Raw genomic sequence first — 17,384 nt, 5'->3', positions numbered from 1 at the left:
CCACATGCCACTGCTCGACTCCAAGACCTGGCAGCCCGTCCGGCTCTCGGGCGGTGAGTCGGACGTCGTCGAGCCCGCCACAGGCGAATCGCTCGGCAGCGTCACGCTCGCCACGGCCGACGACGTCGCCACGGCCGCGCAGACTTCCGGGGCCGTGCAGTCGGCATGGGCCCGTACGCCGCACTTCGTACGGGCCGCCGTGCTCCGCCGCGCCGGCGACCTCTTCGCCGCGCACGCCGACGAGCTGCGGGAATGGCTCGTACGGGAATCCGGCTCCATCCCCGGCAAGGCCGACTTCGAGCTCCATGTCGCCGCCCAGGAGTGCTACGAGGCCGCCGCCCTGGCCTCCCGCCCCACCGGACAGGTGCTGCCGAGCGAGGCGCCCCGCCTTTCGTACACCCGGCGGGTACCGGCCGGCGTGGTCGGCGTCATCGCCCCGTTCAACGCCCCACTGATCCTCTCCATACGCTCGGTGGCCCCCGCTCTCGCGCTCGGCAACGGCGTACTGCTCAAGCCCGATCCCCGTACCGCGATCTGCGGCGGCCTGTCCCTACTCGCCGTATTCGCCGAGGCTGGCCTGCCGGAGGGCCTGCTGCACGTCCTGCCGGGCGGCGTCGAGGCCGGCCAGGCGCTCGTCGCCGACCCGGACGTCCCGGTGGTCTCCTTCACCGGGTCAACAGCCGCGGGCCGCGCGGTGGGTGAGGCCGCGGGTCGCGCACTCAAGCGCGTACACCTGGAGCTGGGCGGCAACTCGGCCCTGGTCGTACTGGAGGACGCCGACCTCGAAGGCGCTGTCGGGCAGGCGTCCTGGGGTTCCTTCTTCCACCAGGGCCAGATCTGCATGACGACGGGCCGCCACCTCGTACACGCCTCGCTCTACGACGAGTACGTCGAACGGCTCGCGGCCAAGGCCGAATCACTCACCGTCGGTGACCCGCACCGCGATCAGGTACACCTGGGCCCGATCATTGACAAACACCAACTGGCCAAAATCCACGCCCTGGTGGAAGCCAGTACGGCAAGCGGCGCGAAGCTGGCGGCGGGCGGCACACACCGCGACCTGTTCTACCGGCCGACCGTGCTCGCGGGAGTGGACGACGACACTCCCGCGTACGCCGAGGAGGTGTTCGGCCCGGTGGCCCCGGTCCGCTCCTTCACCACTCTCGAGGAGGTGGCGACTCTCGCGTCATCGAGCCCGTACGGCCTCTCCCTGGGCATAGTCACCCGCGACACCGCTCTCGGCCTGGACCTCGCGGACCGCATACCCACCGGCATCGTCCACATCAACGACCAGACGGTGAACGACGAGGCGGTCGCACCCTTCGGCGGTGTAGCGGCCTCCGGCACGGGTGCGCGCTTCGGCGGCGAGGCGAACCTGGAGGCCTTCACCGAACTGCGCTGGACGACGGTACGCCGCGAACCGGCGGACCACCCTTTCTAGAACGCACAACAGGGGAGCCCGGCAGCACCCAGCCGGGCTCCCCTGCGCGCTGCTCTCAGCCCGCTTCCCGCTGGTCCGTCGAGGAGCCCTTGGCCTCCTCGACGGACTTACGGACCTCGTCCATGTCGAGCTTGCGAGCCTGCCCGATGACATCCTCGAGCGCCGCCTCGGGCAGCGCGCCGGGCTGGGCGAACACCGCCACGTTCTCGCGCACGATCATCAGCGTCGGAATCGAGCGGATCTCGAAGGCAGCGGCCAGCTCCTGCTGGGCCTCGGTGTCGACCTTGGCGAACACAAGGTCGTCGTGACGCTCGGACGCGCTCTCGAAGACCGGCGCGAACTGCCGGCAGGGACCGCACCAGGAAGCCCAAAAGTCGATCAGGATGAAGTCGTTGTCCGACACAACCTGATCGAAGTTTTCCTTGGTGAGCTCGACGGTGGACATGGTGTGCTCCTCTTCCTGGCATAACGGGCGAAGCCGTCCCGCACAACGGCATGCGGGCTCGCGCTATTCCGCCTGCCCGGCTGGCCACGGCGCACACCCCCGACCAAACTGCCCGTATGACGAATGCAGCGAAGACGGCGATCTACGACGTCGTAGTGGTGGGAGCCGGGCCGGTAGGCGAGAACGTGGCGGACCGCACCAGGGCGGCCGGACTGACCACAGCAGTGGTGGAGAACGAGCTGATCGGCGGCGAGTGCTCCTACTGGGCGTGCATGCCCAGTAAGGCACTGCTGCGCCCGGTCACCGCACGCGCCGACGCGCGCCGCGTCCCGGGCCTGCGCGAGTCGGTGCAGGGCCCCCTGGACGTCGCGGAGGTCTTCGCGCACCGCGACTACTACGCGTCGAACTGGAAGGACGACGGCCAGGTGCGCTGGCTGGAGTCGATCGGAGTGGACATCCACCGGGGCAGGGGCCGGCTCGCGGGCCCCAGGCAGGTCACCGTGGAGACCCCGTCGGCCGAGCGCTACACCCTCACCGCGCGGCACGCGGTCGTGGTGTCCACCGGCAGCCGCGCCGTCGTGCCCGACCTGCCGGGAGCGGCCGGGGCCAACCCCTGGACCAGCCGTGAGGCGACCAGCGCCGGCAAGGTGCCGGACCGGCTCGTGGTGGTCGGCGGGGGAGTGGTCGCCGTGGAGATGGCCACGGCGTGGCAGGCGCTCGGCTCCCGGGTCACCGTGCTCGTACGCGGAAAGGGCCTGCTCGCGAAGATGGAGCCCTTCGCGGGCGAGCTGATCGCCGAAGCACTCACAGAAGCGGGCGCCACCGTACGCACCGGAACCTCCGTCGCGGCCGTGGAGCGCCGCGAGGGCGGCAGCGGCCCGGTGACGGTCGTCCTTGACGGAGGCGAACGGATCGAGGCCGACGAGATCCTCTTCGCCACGGGCCGCGCCCCGCGCACCGACGACATCGGCCTGGACACGGTCGGCCTGAAGCCGGGCTCGTGGCTGACCGTCGACGAAACCTGCCGCGTAGAGGGCAACGACTGGCTCTACGCCGTGGGAGACGTCAACCACAGGGCACTGATGACGCACCAGGGCAAGTACCAGGCACGTATCGCGGGCGCGGCCATCGCCGCCAGGGCCCACGGCGACCCCCGGCAAACACTCGACGGCGCCCGCTGGGGCACCCACTCCGCCACCGCCGACCACGCCGCCGTACCCCAGGTGGTCTTCACGGACCCCGAGGCGGCGGCGGTCGGCCTCACGCTCGCGGAGGCGGAGGCGGCGGGGCACCGGGTGCGTGCGGTCGACTACGACATGGCATCGGTCTCGGGCTCCGGCCTGTACGCCGACGGCTACCGGGGCCACGCCCGCATGGTCGTCGACCTGGACCGCGAGACCGTACTGGGCGCCACTTTCGTGGGCCCGGGCGTCGCCGAACTGCTGCACTCGGCCACGGTGGCGGTAGCGGGCGAGGTCCCGATCGCGCGCCTGTGGCACGCGGTCCCGGCGTACCCGACGATCAGCGAGGTATGGCTGCGCCTCCTGGAGACGTACCGCGGCTGAGCAGCCCTTGCGCGTCCGCGCACGCAACCACCGCCCCGGGCCCGCCAACGCCCCGCCGCTCGTAGCCCCGTGATCGTCGCGACCCCGACTCCTGACCCCGACCCGGACCCGGACCCGCGAGTCGGGAGGAGTTCCACCGACACGGAAATCAGGACGATTGGGAAGCCGGGTCGGGATGGCAAGGTGCAGGAGCCGCAGTTGCGACATGGCTGCGGCCGGCGCGGCGATGGTCGGGCCGTGGCACGGAACAAAGGAACGAACTGATGGCAACAGGCACTGTGAAGTGGTTCAACGCGGACAAGGGCTTCGGGTTCATTCAGCAGGACAGCGGTGACCCGGACGTGTTCGTCCACTTCTCCGCCATCCAGTCCCAGGGCTACAAGGAGCTCCGGGAGGGTGACAAGGTCGAATTCGACGTCACCCAGGGTCCCAAGGGGCCGCAGGCGGAGCAGGTCACTGTTCTCACGTAGCTCTCAAGCGGCTCGCAAGTAGCGCCGTCAGGCAGCGCACTTCCGGGGTACCCGGTCCCCGCCCACGGCCTGACGGCGGGGACCGGGCACCCGCGCAGCCCGAGGCGTCAAGCCTGAGGCGCGGGCTTCAGCACGGCGAACGTTGCGCCGAAGGGGTCGGCGAGCCAGGCGATCCTGCCGACGTCCGGGATGTCCGCGGCGGGCATGACGACCGATCCACCGTTCCCCTGAGTCTTGGCGACCATCTCGTCGGCGTCCTCCACGGCGAAGTACGGAACCCAGCGCGATTCCTCGGAGGCGCTCCGGAGCGGGGCGATACCGCCGAACGAGGCCTCCTGCTGGTCGCCTTCGGCGGTCGAGAGCACCGTGTACGTCATGCCCGGCGCAGCCTCCATCTCCTGCGCACGCCAGCCGAACAGCGAGCCGTAGAAGCGCAGTGCCGCCGCCGGATCGCCGATGTGCAGCTCGGCCCAGCACAGGGTGTTGTTGTCCGAGGCCTTCTCCAGTCCCTTGACGGCGGTCGGCTGCCATACGGCGAACTCCGCGCCGCCCGGGTCGGTGAGGCAGGCCATCCGCCCGGCATCCATGACATCGAAGGCCTCGACGCGGACGGTTCCGCCACCTTGCTCGGCCGCCTTGACCGTGGCATCCGCGTCGGGCGTCTGGAAGTACACCGTCCATGCTGAACGGGCGCCCTCCTCCGTCAGCGGCCCGAGGGCGGCGACCGTCTTGCCGTCCAGCTGGAAGAAGCCGTATCCGCCCGCCTCGGGGCCCGCCGACAGGAAGTCCCAGCCGAAGACGCTGCCGTAGAACGCGGCGGCGGCCGAGGTGTTGGGGCTGCCGAGGTCGAGCCAGTTGGGGGATCCGGTGACGAAGTCGGTGCTGAGCATGGTGGTACGCCCTGCCTCTCTGGAGGTTTCCCGCGGGGTGGTCGACGCAGCACCTGCCACCCTTGCCGATCGCCTCCATGCGGGCGTCAGCCATCGCAGTGGCAGGGACCCGGTTTCATCCTCATGGACCAGCGGCCGCCCACGGTCCACCGGCCACCGCCCCCCGCGCGGGCCTGACTGGCTCGGCCGGGGGCGAGGGCAAGGTTGGGCGATCGAATCAGTGGAAGATCACCGAGCGCACCTTCAGCCGCTCGGAGCCGTACCCGGTGTGGGCCCGGAGGTTGAACTCGGGACCCGTGCAGTCGGCACCGGCGTAAACAGTTGCGGGCCTGTCGGTGGCGTTCCTCGGCGTGTGCGCGGGCGGCACGAAGTCGTCGGCCACTTCGGGGAGGGTGATGCAGGGTCCGCTCGGGGGATCGATCAGTTCGGCGGTGATCCGCTCGCCGGACATGTCGTCGTACTGGTAAGTGAACGCGCCGACGGCCGCGCCTGCCGGGGTGGGCATGGTCAGGACGAGCGTGAGGGCACCGACAGCGGCGGCAACGGTGTGACGAAAGCGCATGAGTGCTTCCTTCTGCGGTAGGCGATACCGGACGCCGTGTCCTTCCCGATGCGGCACCCCGGAATGCGCCGGGTCATTCGTACGAGGGCCGCAAAAACGATCCATCACCCGCTGTTCGGGCAGTGTTCCACTGCCTGACCAGGCTGACGTCCGGTCAGTGCTTGTGCCCGGGGGACTCCTGCTCCTGCTTCGCTACGTCCGCCTCTGTGCCCGCCTTCGCCTTGCCGGCTTCGACGGTGAAGGCGGCGGTGCGGACCTTGCCGTTGTGCTGGAAGTCGAGGAAGAGGCGGTACGTCCCGGGGCTGGGGGCGGTGGCGGTGAAGGAGATGTCGGGGCCGGGCTTGGTGGTGCCGTCGTCGGGTTCGCCGTTGGGGTGGACGTGGAGGTAGGCGAGGTCGCCGGAGCGCAGCGCGACGAGGTGACCGTAGGCGCCGAGGTACGGCTGGAGGTCGGTGACGGGCTTGCCATTCTTCGCGACGTTGAGCTGAAGCTCGCTGCTCTTCCCCGGGAGCAGTCCGCCGGTGAGGGTGACGTCGTATCCGTCGACGTTGGTGGTGGCGGCGGGAGCGGGCAGCTCGGCCGGGGTGTAGTTGCCTGAGACAGCCAGGTCGGCGCCGAGGGTTATCGCGCCGGCGTCCTTCTTCGCGGGCTTGAAGTCCGCGAAGGCGCGGTAGGCGCCGGCGGCCGGCAGGTCGGCGGTGGTGCTCCAAGTGCCGTCGGCGGCGCGGGTGGGGTGGAGGTGGCGGTAGACGGTCAGGTCGCGCGAGGCGACGATGAAGTGCAGTTCCTTGCCGTGTTCGCGCTCGTAGGCGGTGATCTTGCGGCCGTTGTCGTCCTGGATGGAGAAGCGGAGTTGGGTACGGTCGCCGGTGGTGACGCGGGGGTTTTCGAGGGCGAGGGTGTAGCCGCCTTCTGAGATCTGCAGGCCCCCGGCGGCCGGTGCGCTCTTGTCGTCGCCGTGCCCGCCGTGCCCGCCGCCCGCGGCGGCCTCCGCCTCCTTCGCCTCTCCGTGCGCGGCGTGTTCCGCCGGCTGCTTGTCGGCGACGACGGGGCCGATGCCCTTGCCGACGCCGTACGCCGTGCCGAATGTCGCGGTAATCGCCGCGGCGAAGGCTGTGATCTTCAGTCCCGTGTTCATGACGCTCCCCTGGCGGTATGAGCCGCTGCAGAAGTGGCGGCCGATGCACCACCAAACATACCCCTAGGGGGTATAAGGTCAAGGGCAAGGCTGATCGGTACAAGCACAAGCTCGCGTTCAGGCTTCGCCGAGCAGCGGGCCGAAGGTTTCGCGGCCGAGCACCTCCGCCTGTCGGCGGCCGAGAATCTGGCCCCGTACCTCCGGGTGATCTGCCGCCCAGCGCAGCGCCGACGCTCTGTCGGTGAAGAAGTTCAGGGAGGAGCAGCAGACGTCCACCGCAGGTCCCGAACACGCACCGGTGGAAACGAGGACCACTGCGGACTCGGGCTCCCATGCGGCGGCCCCGTCGCGGAAGGCGACCGTGATCTCCCGCCCGTTGTGCGGGTCGGCCGAGTGGATCTCGACGTCGCGGCCGAGCATCGGTGCGATGCCGAGCGCGTCCACCGCGCACATCGCCCACACCTGCGGGCCGCCCGCGATCTCCACGCGATGCACCGTCGGTACGGGCGAGAAGGGGTAGGCCGCGCGAATCCGGCCGTCCGCGCCCAGGGACAGATAGTCGGCGGCGGAGAGCCGTGCGAGCACATCGGCCGGCGGAAGGCCGAAGGGGGCGGCGGCTTCGGCAAGCTCGTCATCCGTGGGTGGCCGCCCATGCATGGCGAAGGCGCACAGAACCGCCTGCTGTACGGCACGCTGCCCGCCCTCGACCGGCGCCAGTCGCCCCCGCCCGCCACGAGCCAGTACGTCGGCCGCGAAGTGCTCGCCGAGAGTCGCGCGCAGGCGCTCGACCGAGGGCACTCCGGCGACCGCGTCCTGTTCCGGTCCGTACAGCCGGCACGACACGCTCGCCGTCTCCCTCTCCCGCGCGAAGGGATCGACGCCATTGACCAGCAGGGTCGGAGATCCGTGCATCCCCAGTCGCAGTGCCTCGCTCTCCCCGCTCACCTCACGCCATGCCACCTGTACGTCGCCCCGCCCGGCGAGCACCTCGGCCAGCCGTCCGCGCAGTACCTCGGCCAGGGGACACTCCGGCACCGCCAGCACCGTCAGTTCCATGACTGCCTCCTCGTCGGTCCGTACTGGCGACGCTAGACGTTCCAGTGCGGTGGAAGGTCAAGGGCGTACGGTGAAGGCATGCGCATCGGAACCCTCGCGGCCGAAGCCGGCGTGAGCACCAAGGCCATCCGCTTCTACGAGGAGGCGGGACTGATGCCCGCGCCGCCGCGTACCCCTGGCGGTTACCGCGACTATCCGCCACAGGCCGCCGACCGGCTGAGCTTCATCCGCAACGCCCAGGCCGCCGGGCTCACGCTCGCCGAGATCCGTGACGTGCTGGCCGTCAGGGACGGTGGGCAGGCGCCGTGCGAGCACGTCGGCGCACTGATCTCCGAGCATCTGCGGCAGGCCGAGGAGCGCATCGCCGACCTCACGCGCGCCCGTTCCGCACTGCTCGAACTGGAAGCGGCGGCCGCCGCGACCGACCCCGCCACCTGCCCGGACGGGCCGATCTGTCGCATTCTCAACGCCACCGCGCGGCCGTCCGCCGACGGGTCACAGGCTCACTGACGCCTCGGTTCTCTCGCACCGGCCAGATCGTTGACGGTTGTCACCACTCGCCCAACGAGGCAGGTGACGTTGGGGAAGGGGGTGTGCAGGTCGCGGCTGTGTCGACGCGGAGCATCCGCCGCCTTCGCGTAGGCGGGCGGGGGCCGCCTCGCTCAGGCGGTCCGGTCGCGACGGTCGCGGCGGTCCGGTTCCTGGTCCGGACTGTGGCCGGGACGTATGCGCGGCACCAACGCGGGGGCGACGTTGCCCAGCACGGTGTCGCGGCCGACCACGACGCGGGCCACGTCGTCCCGGCTCGGCACCTCGTACATCACGTTGAGCAGGATCTCCTCGAGGATCGTGCGCGCCGCCCGGGCCCCGGTGCGGCGCAAAAGCGCCTGGTCGGCGATCGCTCCGAGGGCGTCCTCGGTGAACTCCAGCTCCACGCCGTCGATTTCGAACAGCCGCTGGTACTGCTGGATCAGCGCATTGCGCGGCTCGGTGAGGATCCGCACCAACGCCGCCCGGTCGAGCGGCCGTACGGTCGACATCATCGGCAGCCGGCCGACGATCTCCGGGATGAGCCCGAACTTCAGCAAGTCCTGGGGCATGACCCCGGCGAAGCAGTCTTGTTCTTCCTTGCCCGCTTTGCCCGCCGGGATCGTGGCGCCGAACCCGATGCCCTGGCGAGTGGCCCGCTGCTCGATGATCCGCTCCAGACCGGCGAATGCCCCGCCGACGATGAACAGCACGTTGCTCGTGTCGAAGGGGATGAGCTCCTGCTGCGGATGCTTGCGGCCGCCCTGCGGCGGAATGCTCGCGGTCGTGCCCTCAAGGATCTTCAGAAGCGCCTGCTGTACGCCCTCACCACTCACGTCGCGCGTGATCGACGAGTTCTCACTCTTGCGGGCGATCTTGTCGATCTCGTCGATGTAGATGATCCCGGTCTCGGCCTTCCTGACGTCGAAGTCGGCGGCCTGGACCAGCTTGAGCAGGATGTTCTCGACGTCCTCGCCGACGTACCCGGCCTCCGTCAGAGCCGTCGCGTCGGCGATGGCGAACGGGACGTCGAGCATTCGGGCGAGGGTCTGGACGAGGTACGTCTTGCCGCAGCCGGTGGGGCCGAGCAGCAGGACGTTGGACTTGCCGAGTTCCACTTCCTCCTCTCCCCTCCGTCGGCCGGCAACCGCTCCGATGCGCTTGTAGTGGTTGTAGACCGCCACGGCGAGCGCCTTCTTTGCACCGTCCTGCCCGACGACGTACTCGTCGAGGAAGGCGCGGATCTCCCGCGGCGTCGGCAGCTTCTTCGTCCGGCCCGAGGCCGGCCCGTCCGGCCCGTCCGGTTCCTCCGCGATGAGTTCGTTGCACAGGCCGACACATTCGTCGCAGATGCAGATGCCGCCGGGGCCCGCGATGAGCTTGCCGACCTGCTTCTGGCTCTTCCCGCAGAACGTGCACTTCAGCAGGTCACCGCTGTCACCGATACGTGCCACCCGGAAACGTCCTCACTCATCGAAACTCATCGAACTTCAAATACGCCAGCCGAATGCTTACACCATATGACGTCACCATCTGGATGCCGACGGTATCTTGAACCGACACGGACGGCAACGCGCAGGCAAGTGAGGACCATGGGCCGGCTCAGCAGGGCGGAGCTGCAGGAGCACAACCGCGCCAGGGTGCTCGACGCGGCCAGGAGCGAGTTCACCGAGCGTGGTTTCCCCGGAGCGAAGGTGGACGCCATCGCCGAGCGCGCCGGGCTTACCCGGGGTGCGGTGTACTCCAACTTCCCCGGCAAGCGGGCGTTGTACTTCGCCGTACTGGCCGACCTGGCCGAGCGCGTACCCGAGCCTCCGCACCCCGAACCCGGCCACACCGCCCGCCAGGCGCTCGGCGCACTCGCCCGCGCCTGGATCGCCGGGCTGCCACTCGTCGGCGCCGACACCGGCGAACGGCACGGAGCCGCCCGGCTGGGCCGGCACCTGATGTCCGAGGTCCTCTCCGAGGAGCGGATCCGTCGCCCTTTCGCACAGCTGATGAAGCTGGACGCGATCCTGCTCGGTCTGGCCCTTGAGGAACTGCGGCCCTCCAACGTGCCGCCGGGCCGCCTGGTACGCACGGCGGAGGCGGTCCTCACGACGCTCCACGGCGCCAGTCAGATGGCCGACGCCGCGCCGGGCTTCATCGAGCCCTTCAACGTCGTCAGCGCCTGCGAGCGGCTGGCGGACCTCGACCTCCAGGACGTATGGCCCCCGCCGCACCTGCCCTACATCCCGCAGGCACGCCCCGCCGACGAGCCGTGGTCCCCGCCGCCCGCGGTGGACGCCGTACGCGGCGAGCCGGCGCGGGCGGCGGGGGACGGCGTGGTCGCGATCCTCGGACTGCACCGGCTGGAAGCCGCGGAGGAAGCGGTACGGGCAGCACCGCCCGGCGCCACGGTCACCGCCGTCCTGGTCACCGGCCAACCGGCCGAACTGCTGCCGCTGGCAAGGCTGACCGTCGCCGGCCTTTGCGGCTGCCTGCGCCAGGCGTTCCCGCCGTCGGCGTGGCCACGGCTGCAGGTGGTGTACGACGCGTCGGGCGCCCTCGCGCAGGCGGCGGGCGTGGCGGCGGTCAGCGACGGCACCGAGGCGGCCGTCCGTATCGAGGGAGGCCGGATCGTCGCCCGCGCGGACGGCCGCGGCGCATGCCACGCGGCTGCCGCGTCCACCGCGACCGCCGGAGCCACGCGGGCACATCACGCTCGCCCGGACGACGGGAGCCGCTATTCATGATTGATGACGGAGGAAGACCGGGCCGCCGCAGCCGTGGTGAAGCCGCCTGGCCGGAGTTGCCTGGCGACGGCGCGGATTACGTGAGTGGTCGTCGTGCGGCTTCCGGAGGGTGTAGTCCGGCGTCGCCCGGGACTCCGGAGGAATGGGCGTCAGCCCAGCTCCAGGCTCGTGATGCCGAACAGGCCTGAGCGGTCTATCCGCGGGACCGGTCCCGTGTACATCCGCGCGGTCTCGAACGACGGTGTCAGACCGAGCCGTTCCATGAGGCGCGCGGCCTCCGGGTGGGTGTCCGGCACGTCGAGAGCCACCGGCTTTCCCGGGGTGGTGGCCCCGAGCGCGCCGACCAGTGCGGCGGCCACGCCGGTCGACTCGGCGTAGAGGGGGCCGATGCGCGAGGCCGCGCGGCAGGCTCGCAGGACGGCGAAGCCCCGCAGTTCACCACCCTGGACCGCCGCCAGCGCGGTGCGCTGCGGTCCGGTGATCCAGGACGCCAGGAAGTAGTCGCGAGCCGCTGGGAAGAACCGGCGGTCGTACGCGGCGAGTTGGGTGAACGGCAGAGTCCGGGCATCCACCAGGGTGACACCGGCGGGCGTCGCGGCGCCCCCATGTTTGCCGCCATCTCCCCCCGCATCTCCGTCCCGGCTCCCGTACGGCACACCTTCGTACCGGATGTTGTTCCAGGCGGACCGGAACCCGGACTTGCGGTAGTTGTCCTGCTGTTCCACCACGCCGTCGAGCCCGACATTGCGCCCGTCGAGCCGCGCCATCCCCGCCCGCCACAGCTGGATGCCATAACCCCGGCCGCGCAGCGGCGGGCGGGTGATGTAGAAGCCAAGAGACCCGAAATCGGTTCCGTAGCGCACGACCGAAACGGACGCCGCCGGTTCGCCGTCGAGCCGGCCGATCAGAAAGCCGTGCGGGTCGGTGGCGAAGAAGGCGCCGCCGTCACTGAGGCCCGGATTCCAGCCCTCGGCGCCGGCCCAGTCGCCCAGCAGCGCGATGTCGTCGGCGCTCGCGACCCCGATCTCAAATGCAGGCACGTATCGCTCCCCGGAACGTCGTTGGCCCGGGGGAGAGTCCTCGTGAACAGTCCTCTTGACCCCAAGCGCGGTTGATGTTCAAAAGTGATCCCTGAACCCGGCAAGCCTGCGCCGGCGAACCGATCAGGAGCGTATGACATGCACGCGATACGGCTGCACGCTTTCGGCCCCGCCCAGAACCTGCGCTACGAGGAGGTGCCCGGCCCGGTTCCGGGCGAGGGGCAGGTGAGGATCGATGTGCGGGCGAGTGGAGTTCACCTGATCGAGACCACTCTGCGCCGCGGCCTCCCCGTCGGCCCTCATGAGCCGCCGGCCCTCCCTGTCATTCCCGGAGCCGAGGTCGCCGGTGTGGTGGGAGCGGTCGGCCCGGGCGTGAGCGGGGACTGGCTCGGCCGCCGGGTGGTGGCTCAACTGGAGCTGGGCGGAGGGTACGCGGAGCAGGCCGTCGCCACCGTCGACTCGCTGCACCGGATTCCCGACCACCTGGACGACGGAACCGCCGTAGCGGTGATCACGACGGGCTCCACGGCCCAGGGCATACTCGCCGTCGCGCAACTCACCCCACACGACGTGGTGTTGGTGATGTCGGCGGCTGGTGGTCTCGGCAGCCTCTTCATGCAGGAGGCACGCCACGCCGGCGCCGTCGCCGTGGGAGTGGCCGGGGGCCCCGCGAAGGCGGAGCGGGTCCGTGAGCTCGGCGCCGATGTCGCCGTGGACTACCGCGAAGCCGACTGGCCCGCACGCGTCCGCAAGGCGCTGGACGGCCGTGACGTGAGCGTGGTCCTCGATGGCGTGGGCGGGCGGCTCGGCCGCCAGGCCCTGGAACTGCTGGGCCCCGGCGGACGGTTCCTGCTGCACGGCTGGGCGGCGGGGGAGCCGACCGAGATCACGACGCGCGATCTGGTCGAGCGGCAGCTCACAGCCACCTGGGCGATCGGGCCGAATATGATCCCCGCCGGCGGCCCGCGCGAACTGGCGGCACGCGCGCTGGACGAGGCGGCGGCAGGCCGTCTCGTCCCGTTGATCACTCGTTTCCCGCTCGAGCGGGCCGCTGACGCCCACGCCGCCCTGGAAGCCCGTGAGACCGAGGGCAAAGTGGTCCTGACGGTATGACGCCGGGTATGACGGGTCGTATGACGCCGCCTACTCGACGCCGCCTACTCGGGACGCGACGCTCCGGGCGTCAGGTGCGTGGCGAACCAGTCCTTGGCGAGGTCGGCGACCTTCTCCAGCGCCCCTGGTTCCTCGAAGAGGTGCGTGGCGCCCGGTACGACTTCGAGGCGGTTCTCGCAGCGCAGCTCCGCCTGGGCCTGCCGGTTGAGGTCGAGCACCAGGGTGTCGCGGCCGCCGACGATGAGCAGCGTGGGTGCTCGTACGTCGCCGAGTCGCGGCCGGGCGAGGTCGGGCCGACCGCCGCGCGAGACGACGGCGCCGACGTCCGTTCTCCCGCTCGTTCCCCTGTCCGTTTCCCCGCCCGTACTGGCGGACGCACCGGCGGACGCGGCGGCCCGTAGCGCTGCCGCGGCTCCCGTGCTCGCCCCGAAGTAGCCGATCGGGACGGACGTGCGGCGACGCAGCCAGCGGGTGGCGTCCCCGAGCCTCCCGGCCAGGGTTTCGATGTCGAAGACGTTCGCCCGGTGGGCTTCCTCGGCGGGCGTGAGCAGATCGAAGAGCAGCGTGCCCAGACCCGCACGGTTCAGGGCCTCGGCCACCGACCGATTGCGCGGGCTGCGGCGGCTGCTGCCGGAGCCGTGGGCGAACATCACGACCGCCGTGGCGCCCGTGGGCATGGTGAGATCCCCGGCGAGCCGGACGCCGCCGGCGTCCACCTCGACCGCCTCCTCGACGCCCTCCTCGACCTTCTCCTCGGCCTCCCGCGCGGCCATCTGCCCCAGAAGTGCGATGACTTCCTCGTCGGAGGTCTGCGCGAAGTTGTCGTACCACTCGCCGACCGCGCGGAACATCTGCGGAACGGACAGACACACGACCTCGTCCACCTCGCTGCTCAGCCGGGCGACCGCGTCCGGCGCGGCCACCGGAACGGCAAGCACCACGCGAGCCGCACCCTGCGCCCGTACGACCTGGCACGCGGCCGCCGCCGTGGCACCGGTCGCGATCCCGTCGTCGACCACCACGACGGTCCGCCCTTCGAGCGCAAGCCGCGGCCGGTCACCGCGGAACCGCCCCGCCCGCCGTTCCAGCTCCGCCTTCTCGGCACGCTCGACCGCCGCGACATCGTCGGGCCCGACCCCGGCGCGGCGGACGATGTCGTCGCTGATGACGCGCGCCCCGCCCTCGCCGATGGCTCCGAACCCCAGCTCACGGTGGTACGGGACGCCGAGTTTGCGTACGACGACTACATCGAGAGGGGCGTCGAGCGCCCGCGCCACTTCGAATGCGACCGGAACTCCGCCCCTGGGGAGGCCCAGCACGACGGGCTTTTCGCCCTCCAGATGCCGCAGGGCCGGCGCAAGCCGCTGTCCCGCGTCGGCGCGATCGGTGAACAGCACAGTGGTTCACCCCCAAACCAGGGGAGACAGAAACCACGTCCACACTCTCTTCGAAAGAACCCTATTTGGCACTGTTTGGCAAGTCGGCGGATTCCGGCAGTCGGCGTACTCGTGTACGGCAGTCGGGTGCGGCCGCGACGCCAGGACCTTGGGCCGCAGCGGTTGCGGTTCTCGCTTCCCGGAGCCACGATGTCCCTGACCCAATGGTGACTATCGCTCACTCTTCGTGTTCGGGGGTCGTTGCTGCAACGAGGTGAAGCATGTGAGCCTCGCGGTAAGGAGCCACGGCCATGACACTTCCCAGCGGCCGGTATTACGCGGTCGAACTGCACGTATCGGCGGAGCGCGTCTCGCAGATCCGGCGCATCGTAGCCGCACACCTGCGGCACTGGAATCTCGAGCTGCACATCCAGCCTGTGTGCAGGGGTGTCGAGGAACTTCTGACCAATGTCCACCGACATGTCGGCGACGACAACTGGTGCGTGGTCGAACTGCGCTGGACCGGCAGGCACCTGACGGCTTCGGTGGCCGACAACGGCCCACCGATGCCACGCCTCGCCTCCGCCGGTGGAGGCGGTCTCGCCGTTGTTGCCCGGCTGTGCGACAGCTGGGGGACCTGCGGTACCGCTGACGGCAAGGTTGTGTGGTTCACGCGACGCGTGGAGGACGCGCGCAACAGCCCGCTGATGCCGCGCCCGCCCGTTCCGAGCGTGGGCGACGCCAAGGGCCAGCCGGCCCCGGCCCCGCCGCCCGTCGAGGCTCCGTCCCCCGCACCCGCTCCTCTCCCGGCCCCGGTCCCCGTACTCGCCTAGTCGCAGTCGGAGGGAGTCGGAGGCAGTACGCGACCGGGCTGCGCTCCACGAAGGAGCGCAGCCCGGTCTGCCTATTTCGTACGCGGGGTACTGACGGCACGCCCGCGCACAGGACTAGGTTGTGGTCATGAGCAATCTCGAGCGCCAGGCCGTGCCCTCCGTCTGCGGCGGCCGAGGCTTCGTCGTAGGCGAGCCGGTACGTGAACTCCTGACCGCCCGCAAGGTCCAGCTCGGCGAGTCCACCCAGGTACGCAGGCTGCTGCCGAACCTCGGCCGCCGCATGATCGGCGCATGGTGTTTCGTCGACCACTACGGCCCGGATGACATCGCCGACGAGCCCGGCATGCAGGTCGCGCCGCACCCCCACTTCGGGCTGCAGACGGTCAGCTGGCTGCACGACGGCGAAGTCCTGCACCGCGACAGCCTGGGCAGCCTCCAGACGATCCGGCCGCGCGAGCTGGGCCTGATGACCTCGGGCCGGGCGATCAGCCACTCCGAGGAAAGCCCGAAACCGCACGCACGCTGGCTGCACGGTGCTCAGCTGTGGGTCGCGCTGCCCGAGGCCCACCGCGACATCGAGCCGCACTTCCAGCACCACGCGGACCTCCCGGTCGTCACGGCGCCCGGCCTCACCGCCACCGTCATCCTCGGCTCCCTCGACAGCGCCGCGTCGCCAGGTGCGACGTACACGCCGATCGTCGGCGCCGACCTCGCGTTGGCACGAGGCACCGAGACCCGGCTCCCACTGGACCCGGACTTCGAGTACGCCGTCCTCTCCATGTCCGGCGAGGCGCACGTCGACGGCGTGCCCGTACTCCCCGGCTCGATGCTCTACCTCGGCTGCGGCCGCACCGAACTGCCCCTGCGCGCCGAGTCCGACGCGGGCCTGATGCTCCTCGGCGGCGAGCCCTTCGAGGAGGAGTTGGTCATGTGGTGGAACTTCGTAGGCCGTTCCCACGAGGAAATCGAGCAGGCCCGGAGGGACTGGCTGGAAGGCACCCGCTTCGGCGAGGTCCACGGCTACGCTGGCGACCGCCTCCCCGCCCCTGATCTCCCGCCGGTGGTTCTGAAACCGCGCGGACGAGTGCGCTGACCTGGGGTTACAGGAATCGGCACGCAGCCGCATCGGTGGACGCTCAACCATGTAGCCGGGAACCTGGGGCATGGATGACGACGATCAACGTCCTGCGTCGGATGGTCGCGAACCTGGGCGGCAACGGCATCCTGCACGACCGAAGGGTGCCGGGAGGCCCCTGGGACACCTCACCGAGCAGCAGGTAAGGGCTCGTTTCTGTTTGCGTTTGCGCCAGGTGAGCGTGACCGAAGTTGGCCCGATTAGCTGTGCATGCCGCGCCGGCGCCGGCTGGCTTCGGGCTGCCTGGTCGGCATGTGCCTGGAGGCGGTCAGCGCACCGGCGTCAGGCACAGCGCCGACCCATCCCTGGTGTATTCCGGATAGAGGAGGTACGCGCCGGCGGGACAGTCCCCGTTCGGCGACACGCGGTACTGACTGTCACTGTCGGAGCAGCTGACGCGTTCGATGTCCTGCTCGGGCCAGGCTGCGTTGTTGCGGACGCAGTCACCGACCGACACCTGTGCCGCCTTGCCACCGCTCGCCACCAGGCCGATGACCGTCAGAACGGTCACCATGGCGAGCGCCAGCCCGACGGCGAGGAGTGGGATGAGGGCCGGGGGCCGGGCCAGGACACGTTTACCGGGATCGAGAGGACGGCGCACGGCGCCGACCGGCGCCGTCAGGCGGCGGAAGACGGCGCGCGGCCCGAGATTGAGGAGCACGGTGAAGGGCGTGATGATCATCGACAAGGGTCCCCACCAGCCTTGCCACAGCGTGTCGGAGGTCATCCGACGGTAGAACGCCGTGCCGCAGTCGCGGCAGAAGTCACCTTCCCGCTTGAGGAAGCGCATGATCACCAAGAAGCCCTGGTGGCCACGTATGACTGCGTGCGCGGCCGGCCGCGCACCACACACCTGGCACGAGGGGCCGGCGGGGAGCCCGTACGGAGCACCCCACTGGGGCGTCGCATGCTGTGCGTACGGCGAGGAGCTTCCGTGCGGTGCACCGCCATAAGGGGCACCGTGATGGGCGGAGGAGTACGAGCCGAGCGGCGGCGGGGTGGACACGGCGATCTCCTGGTGGTTGACGACGGATCACCCTAGAAGTGCACTGAAAAT

Annotated in this window: 17 protein-coding genes; 8 read left to right on the top strand and 9 right to left on the bottom strand. The window is 70.4% G+C overall.

What is annotated here, in order from left to right; all coding sequences use genetic code 11:
• The first annotated feature begins 4 nt into the window (after nucleotides 1–4).
• Nucleotides 5–1,441, top strand: a complete 1,437-nt coding sequence (locus tag J7E89_RS32250) for a benzaldehyde dehydrogenase (protein ID WP_214978526.1) — start codon at nucleotides 5–7, stop codon at nucleotides 1,439–1,441.
• A gap of 55 nt (nucleotides 1,442–1,496) precedes the next feature.
• Here the strand turns inward: J7E89_RS32250 and trxA are convergent, their stop codons facing one another.
• The gene (gene trxA, locus J7E89_RS32245) at nucleotides 1,497–1,886 is read right to left on the bottom strand and encodes a thioredoxin (protein WP_214978524.1); all 390 of its coding nucleotides are present in this window, start codon (nucleotides 1,884–1,886) and stop codon (nucleotides 1,497–1,499) included.
• Between the two features lie 116 nt (nucleotides 1,887–2,002).
• Between trxA and J7E89_RS32240 the strand changes: the two genes are divergently transcribed.
• Together J7E89_RS32240 and J7E89_RS32235 are read left to right on the top strand one after the other, a co-directional pair.
• Entirely contained in the window at nucleotides 2,003–3,451 is a 1,449-nt protein-coding gene (locus J7E89_RS32240) for an NAD(P)/FAD-dependent oxidoreductase (RefSeq protein ID WP_214978522.1), read from the top strand.
• A gap of 263 nt (nucleotides 3,452–3,714) precedes the next feature.
• Nucleotides 3,715–3,921, top strand: coding sequence for a cold-shock protein (locus tag J7E89_RS32235; RefSeq protein ID WP_214978515.1), 207 nt, complete (start codon nucleotides 3,715–3,717; stop codon nucleotides 3,919–3,921).
• A 107-nt stretch (nucleotides 3,922–4,028) separates the two neighbouring features.
• Here the strand turns inward: J7E89_RS32235 and J7E89_RS32230 are convergent, their stop codons facing one another.
• From J7E89_RS32230 to J7E89_RS32215, 4 genes are all read right to left on the bottom strand, one after another.
• Entirely contained in the window at nucleotides 4,029–4,811 is a 783-nt protein-coding gene (locus tag J7E89_RS32230; RefSeq protein ID WP_214978513.1) for a VOC family protein, read from the bottom strand.
• Nucleotides 4,812–5,028: 217 nt separating this feature from the next.
• Entirely contained in the window at nucleotides 5,029–5,373 is a 345-nt protein-coding gene (locus tag J7E89_RS32225) for a hypothetical protein (RefSeq protein WP_214978511.1), read from the bottom strand.
• A 154-nt stretch (nucleotides 5,374–5,527) separates the two neighbouring features.
• Nucleotides 5,528–6,511, bottom strand: a complete 984-nt coding sequence (locus tag J7E89_RS32220; protein WP_214978509.1) for a hypothetical protein — start codon at nucleotides 6,509–6,511, stop codon at nucleotides 5,528–5,530.
• 117 nt (nucleotides 6,512–6,628) lie between these two features.
• Nucleotides 6,629–7,567, bottom strand: a complete 939-nt coding sequence (locus J7E89_RS32215) for an alkylmercury lyase family protein (protein WP_214978507.1) — start codon at nucleotides 7,565–7,567, stop codon at nucleotides 6,629–6,631.
• A 78-nt stretch (nucleotides 7,568–7,645) separates the two neighbouring features.
• On the opposite strand from J7E89_RS32215, the gene J7E89_RS32210 reads away from it, so the two are divergent.
• Entirely contained in the window at nucleotides 7,646–8,077 is a 432-nt protein-coding gene (locus tag J7E89_RS32210; RefSeq protein WP_214978505.1) for a heavy metal-responsive transcriptional regulator, read from the top strand.
• A gap of 152 nt (nucleotides 8,078–8,229) precedes the next feature.
• On the opposite strand, the gene clpX is transcribed toward J7E89_RS32210, so the two are convergent.
• Nucleotides 8,230–9,549, bottom strand: coding sequence for an ATP-dependent Clp protease ATP-binding subunit ClpX (gene clpX / locus J7E89_RS32205; protein WP_214978503.1), 1,320 nt, complete (start codon nucleotides 9,547–9,549; stop codon nucleotides 8,230–8,232).
• Between the two features lie 138 nt (nucleotides 9,550–9,687).
• Here clpX and J7E89_RS32200 point away from each other — a divergent pair, with 138 nt between their 5' ends.
• Nucleotides 9,688–10,830 (top strand): TetR/AcrR family transcriptional regulator, encoded by a 1,143-nt coding sequence (locus J7E89_RS32200; protein WP_214978501.1) that lies wholly within the window; start codon nucleotides 9,688–9,690, stop codon nucleotides 10,828–10,830.
• 149 nt (nucleotides 10,831–10,979) lie between these two features.
• Here the strand turns inward: J7E89_RS32200 and J7E89_RS32195 are convergent, their stop codons facing one another.
• Entirely contained in the window at nucleotides 10,980–11,870 is an 891-nt protein-coding gene (locus tag J7E89_RS32195; RefSeq protein WP_214978499.1) for a GNAT family N-acetyltransferase, read from the bottom strand.
• A 138-nt stretch (nucleotides 11,871–12,008) separates the two neighbouring features.
• On the opposite strand from J7E89_RS32195, the gene J7E89_RS32190 reads away from it, so the two are divergent.
• Complete coding sequence (locus J7E89_RS32190) at nucleotides 12,009–12,983, top strand: zinc-binding dehydrogenase (protein WP_214978497.1); 975 nt, start codon at nucleotides 12,009–12,011, stop codon at nucleotides 12,981–12,983.
• 44 nt (nucleotides 12,984–13,027) lie between these two features.
• Here J7E89_RS32190 and J7E89_RS32185 read toward each other — a convergent pair whose 3' ends face one another.
• Nucleotides 13,028–14,380, bottom strand: coding sequence for a phosphoribosyltransferase family protein (locus J7E89_RS32185; RefSeq protein ID WP_214978495.1), 1,353 nt, complete (start codon nucleotides 14,378–14,380; stop codon nucleotides 13,028–13,030).
• Between the two features lie 290 nt (nucleotides 14,381–14,670).
• On the opposite strand from J7E89_RS32185, the gene J7E89_RS32180 reads away from it, so the two are divergent.
• Both J7E89_RS32180 and J7E89_RS32175 read left to right on the top strand, forming a co-directional pair.
• Nucleotides 14,671–15,192, top strand: a complete 522-nt coding sequence (locus J7E89_RS32180) for an ATP-binding protein (protein WP_214978493.1) — start codon at nucleotides 14,671–14,673, stop codon at nucleotides 15,190–15,192.
• 127 nt (nucleotides 15,193–15,319) lie between these two features.
• Nucleotides 15,320–16,285, top strand: coding sequence for a pirin family protein (locus tag J7E89_RS32175; RefSeq protein WP_214978491.1), 966 nt, complete (start codon nucleotides 15,320–15,322; stop codon nucleotides 16,283–16,285).
• 310 nt (nucleotides 16,286–16,595) lie between these two features.
• On the opposite strand, the gene J7E89_RS32170 is transcribed toward J7E89_RS32175, so the two are convergent.
• Nucleotides 16,596–17,333 (bottom strand): hypothetical protein, encoded by a 738-nt coding sequence (locus J7E89_RS32170; RefSeq protein ID WP_214978489.1) that lies wholly within the window; start codon nucleotides 17,331–17,333, stop codon nucleotides 16,596–16,598.
• Between the last annotated feature and the right edge of the window lie 51 nt (nucleotides 17,334–17,384).

Origin of the sequence: Streptomyces sp. ISL-100 (genome assembly GCF_018614615.1) — a bacterium.
GTDB lineage: Bacteria > Actinomycetota > Actinomycetes > Streptomycetales > Streptomycetaceae > Streptomyces.
This window is presented reverse-complemented; position numbering and strand designations above follow the sequence as displayed.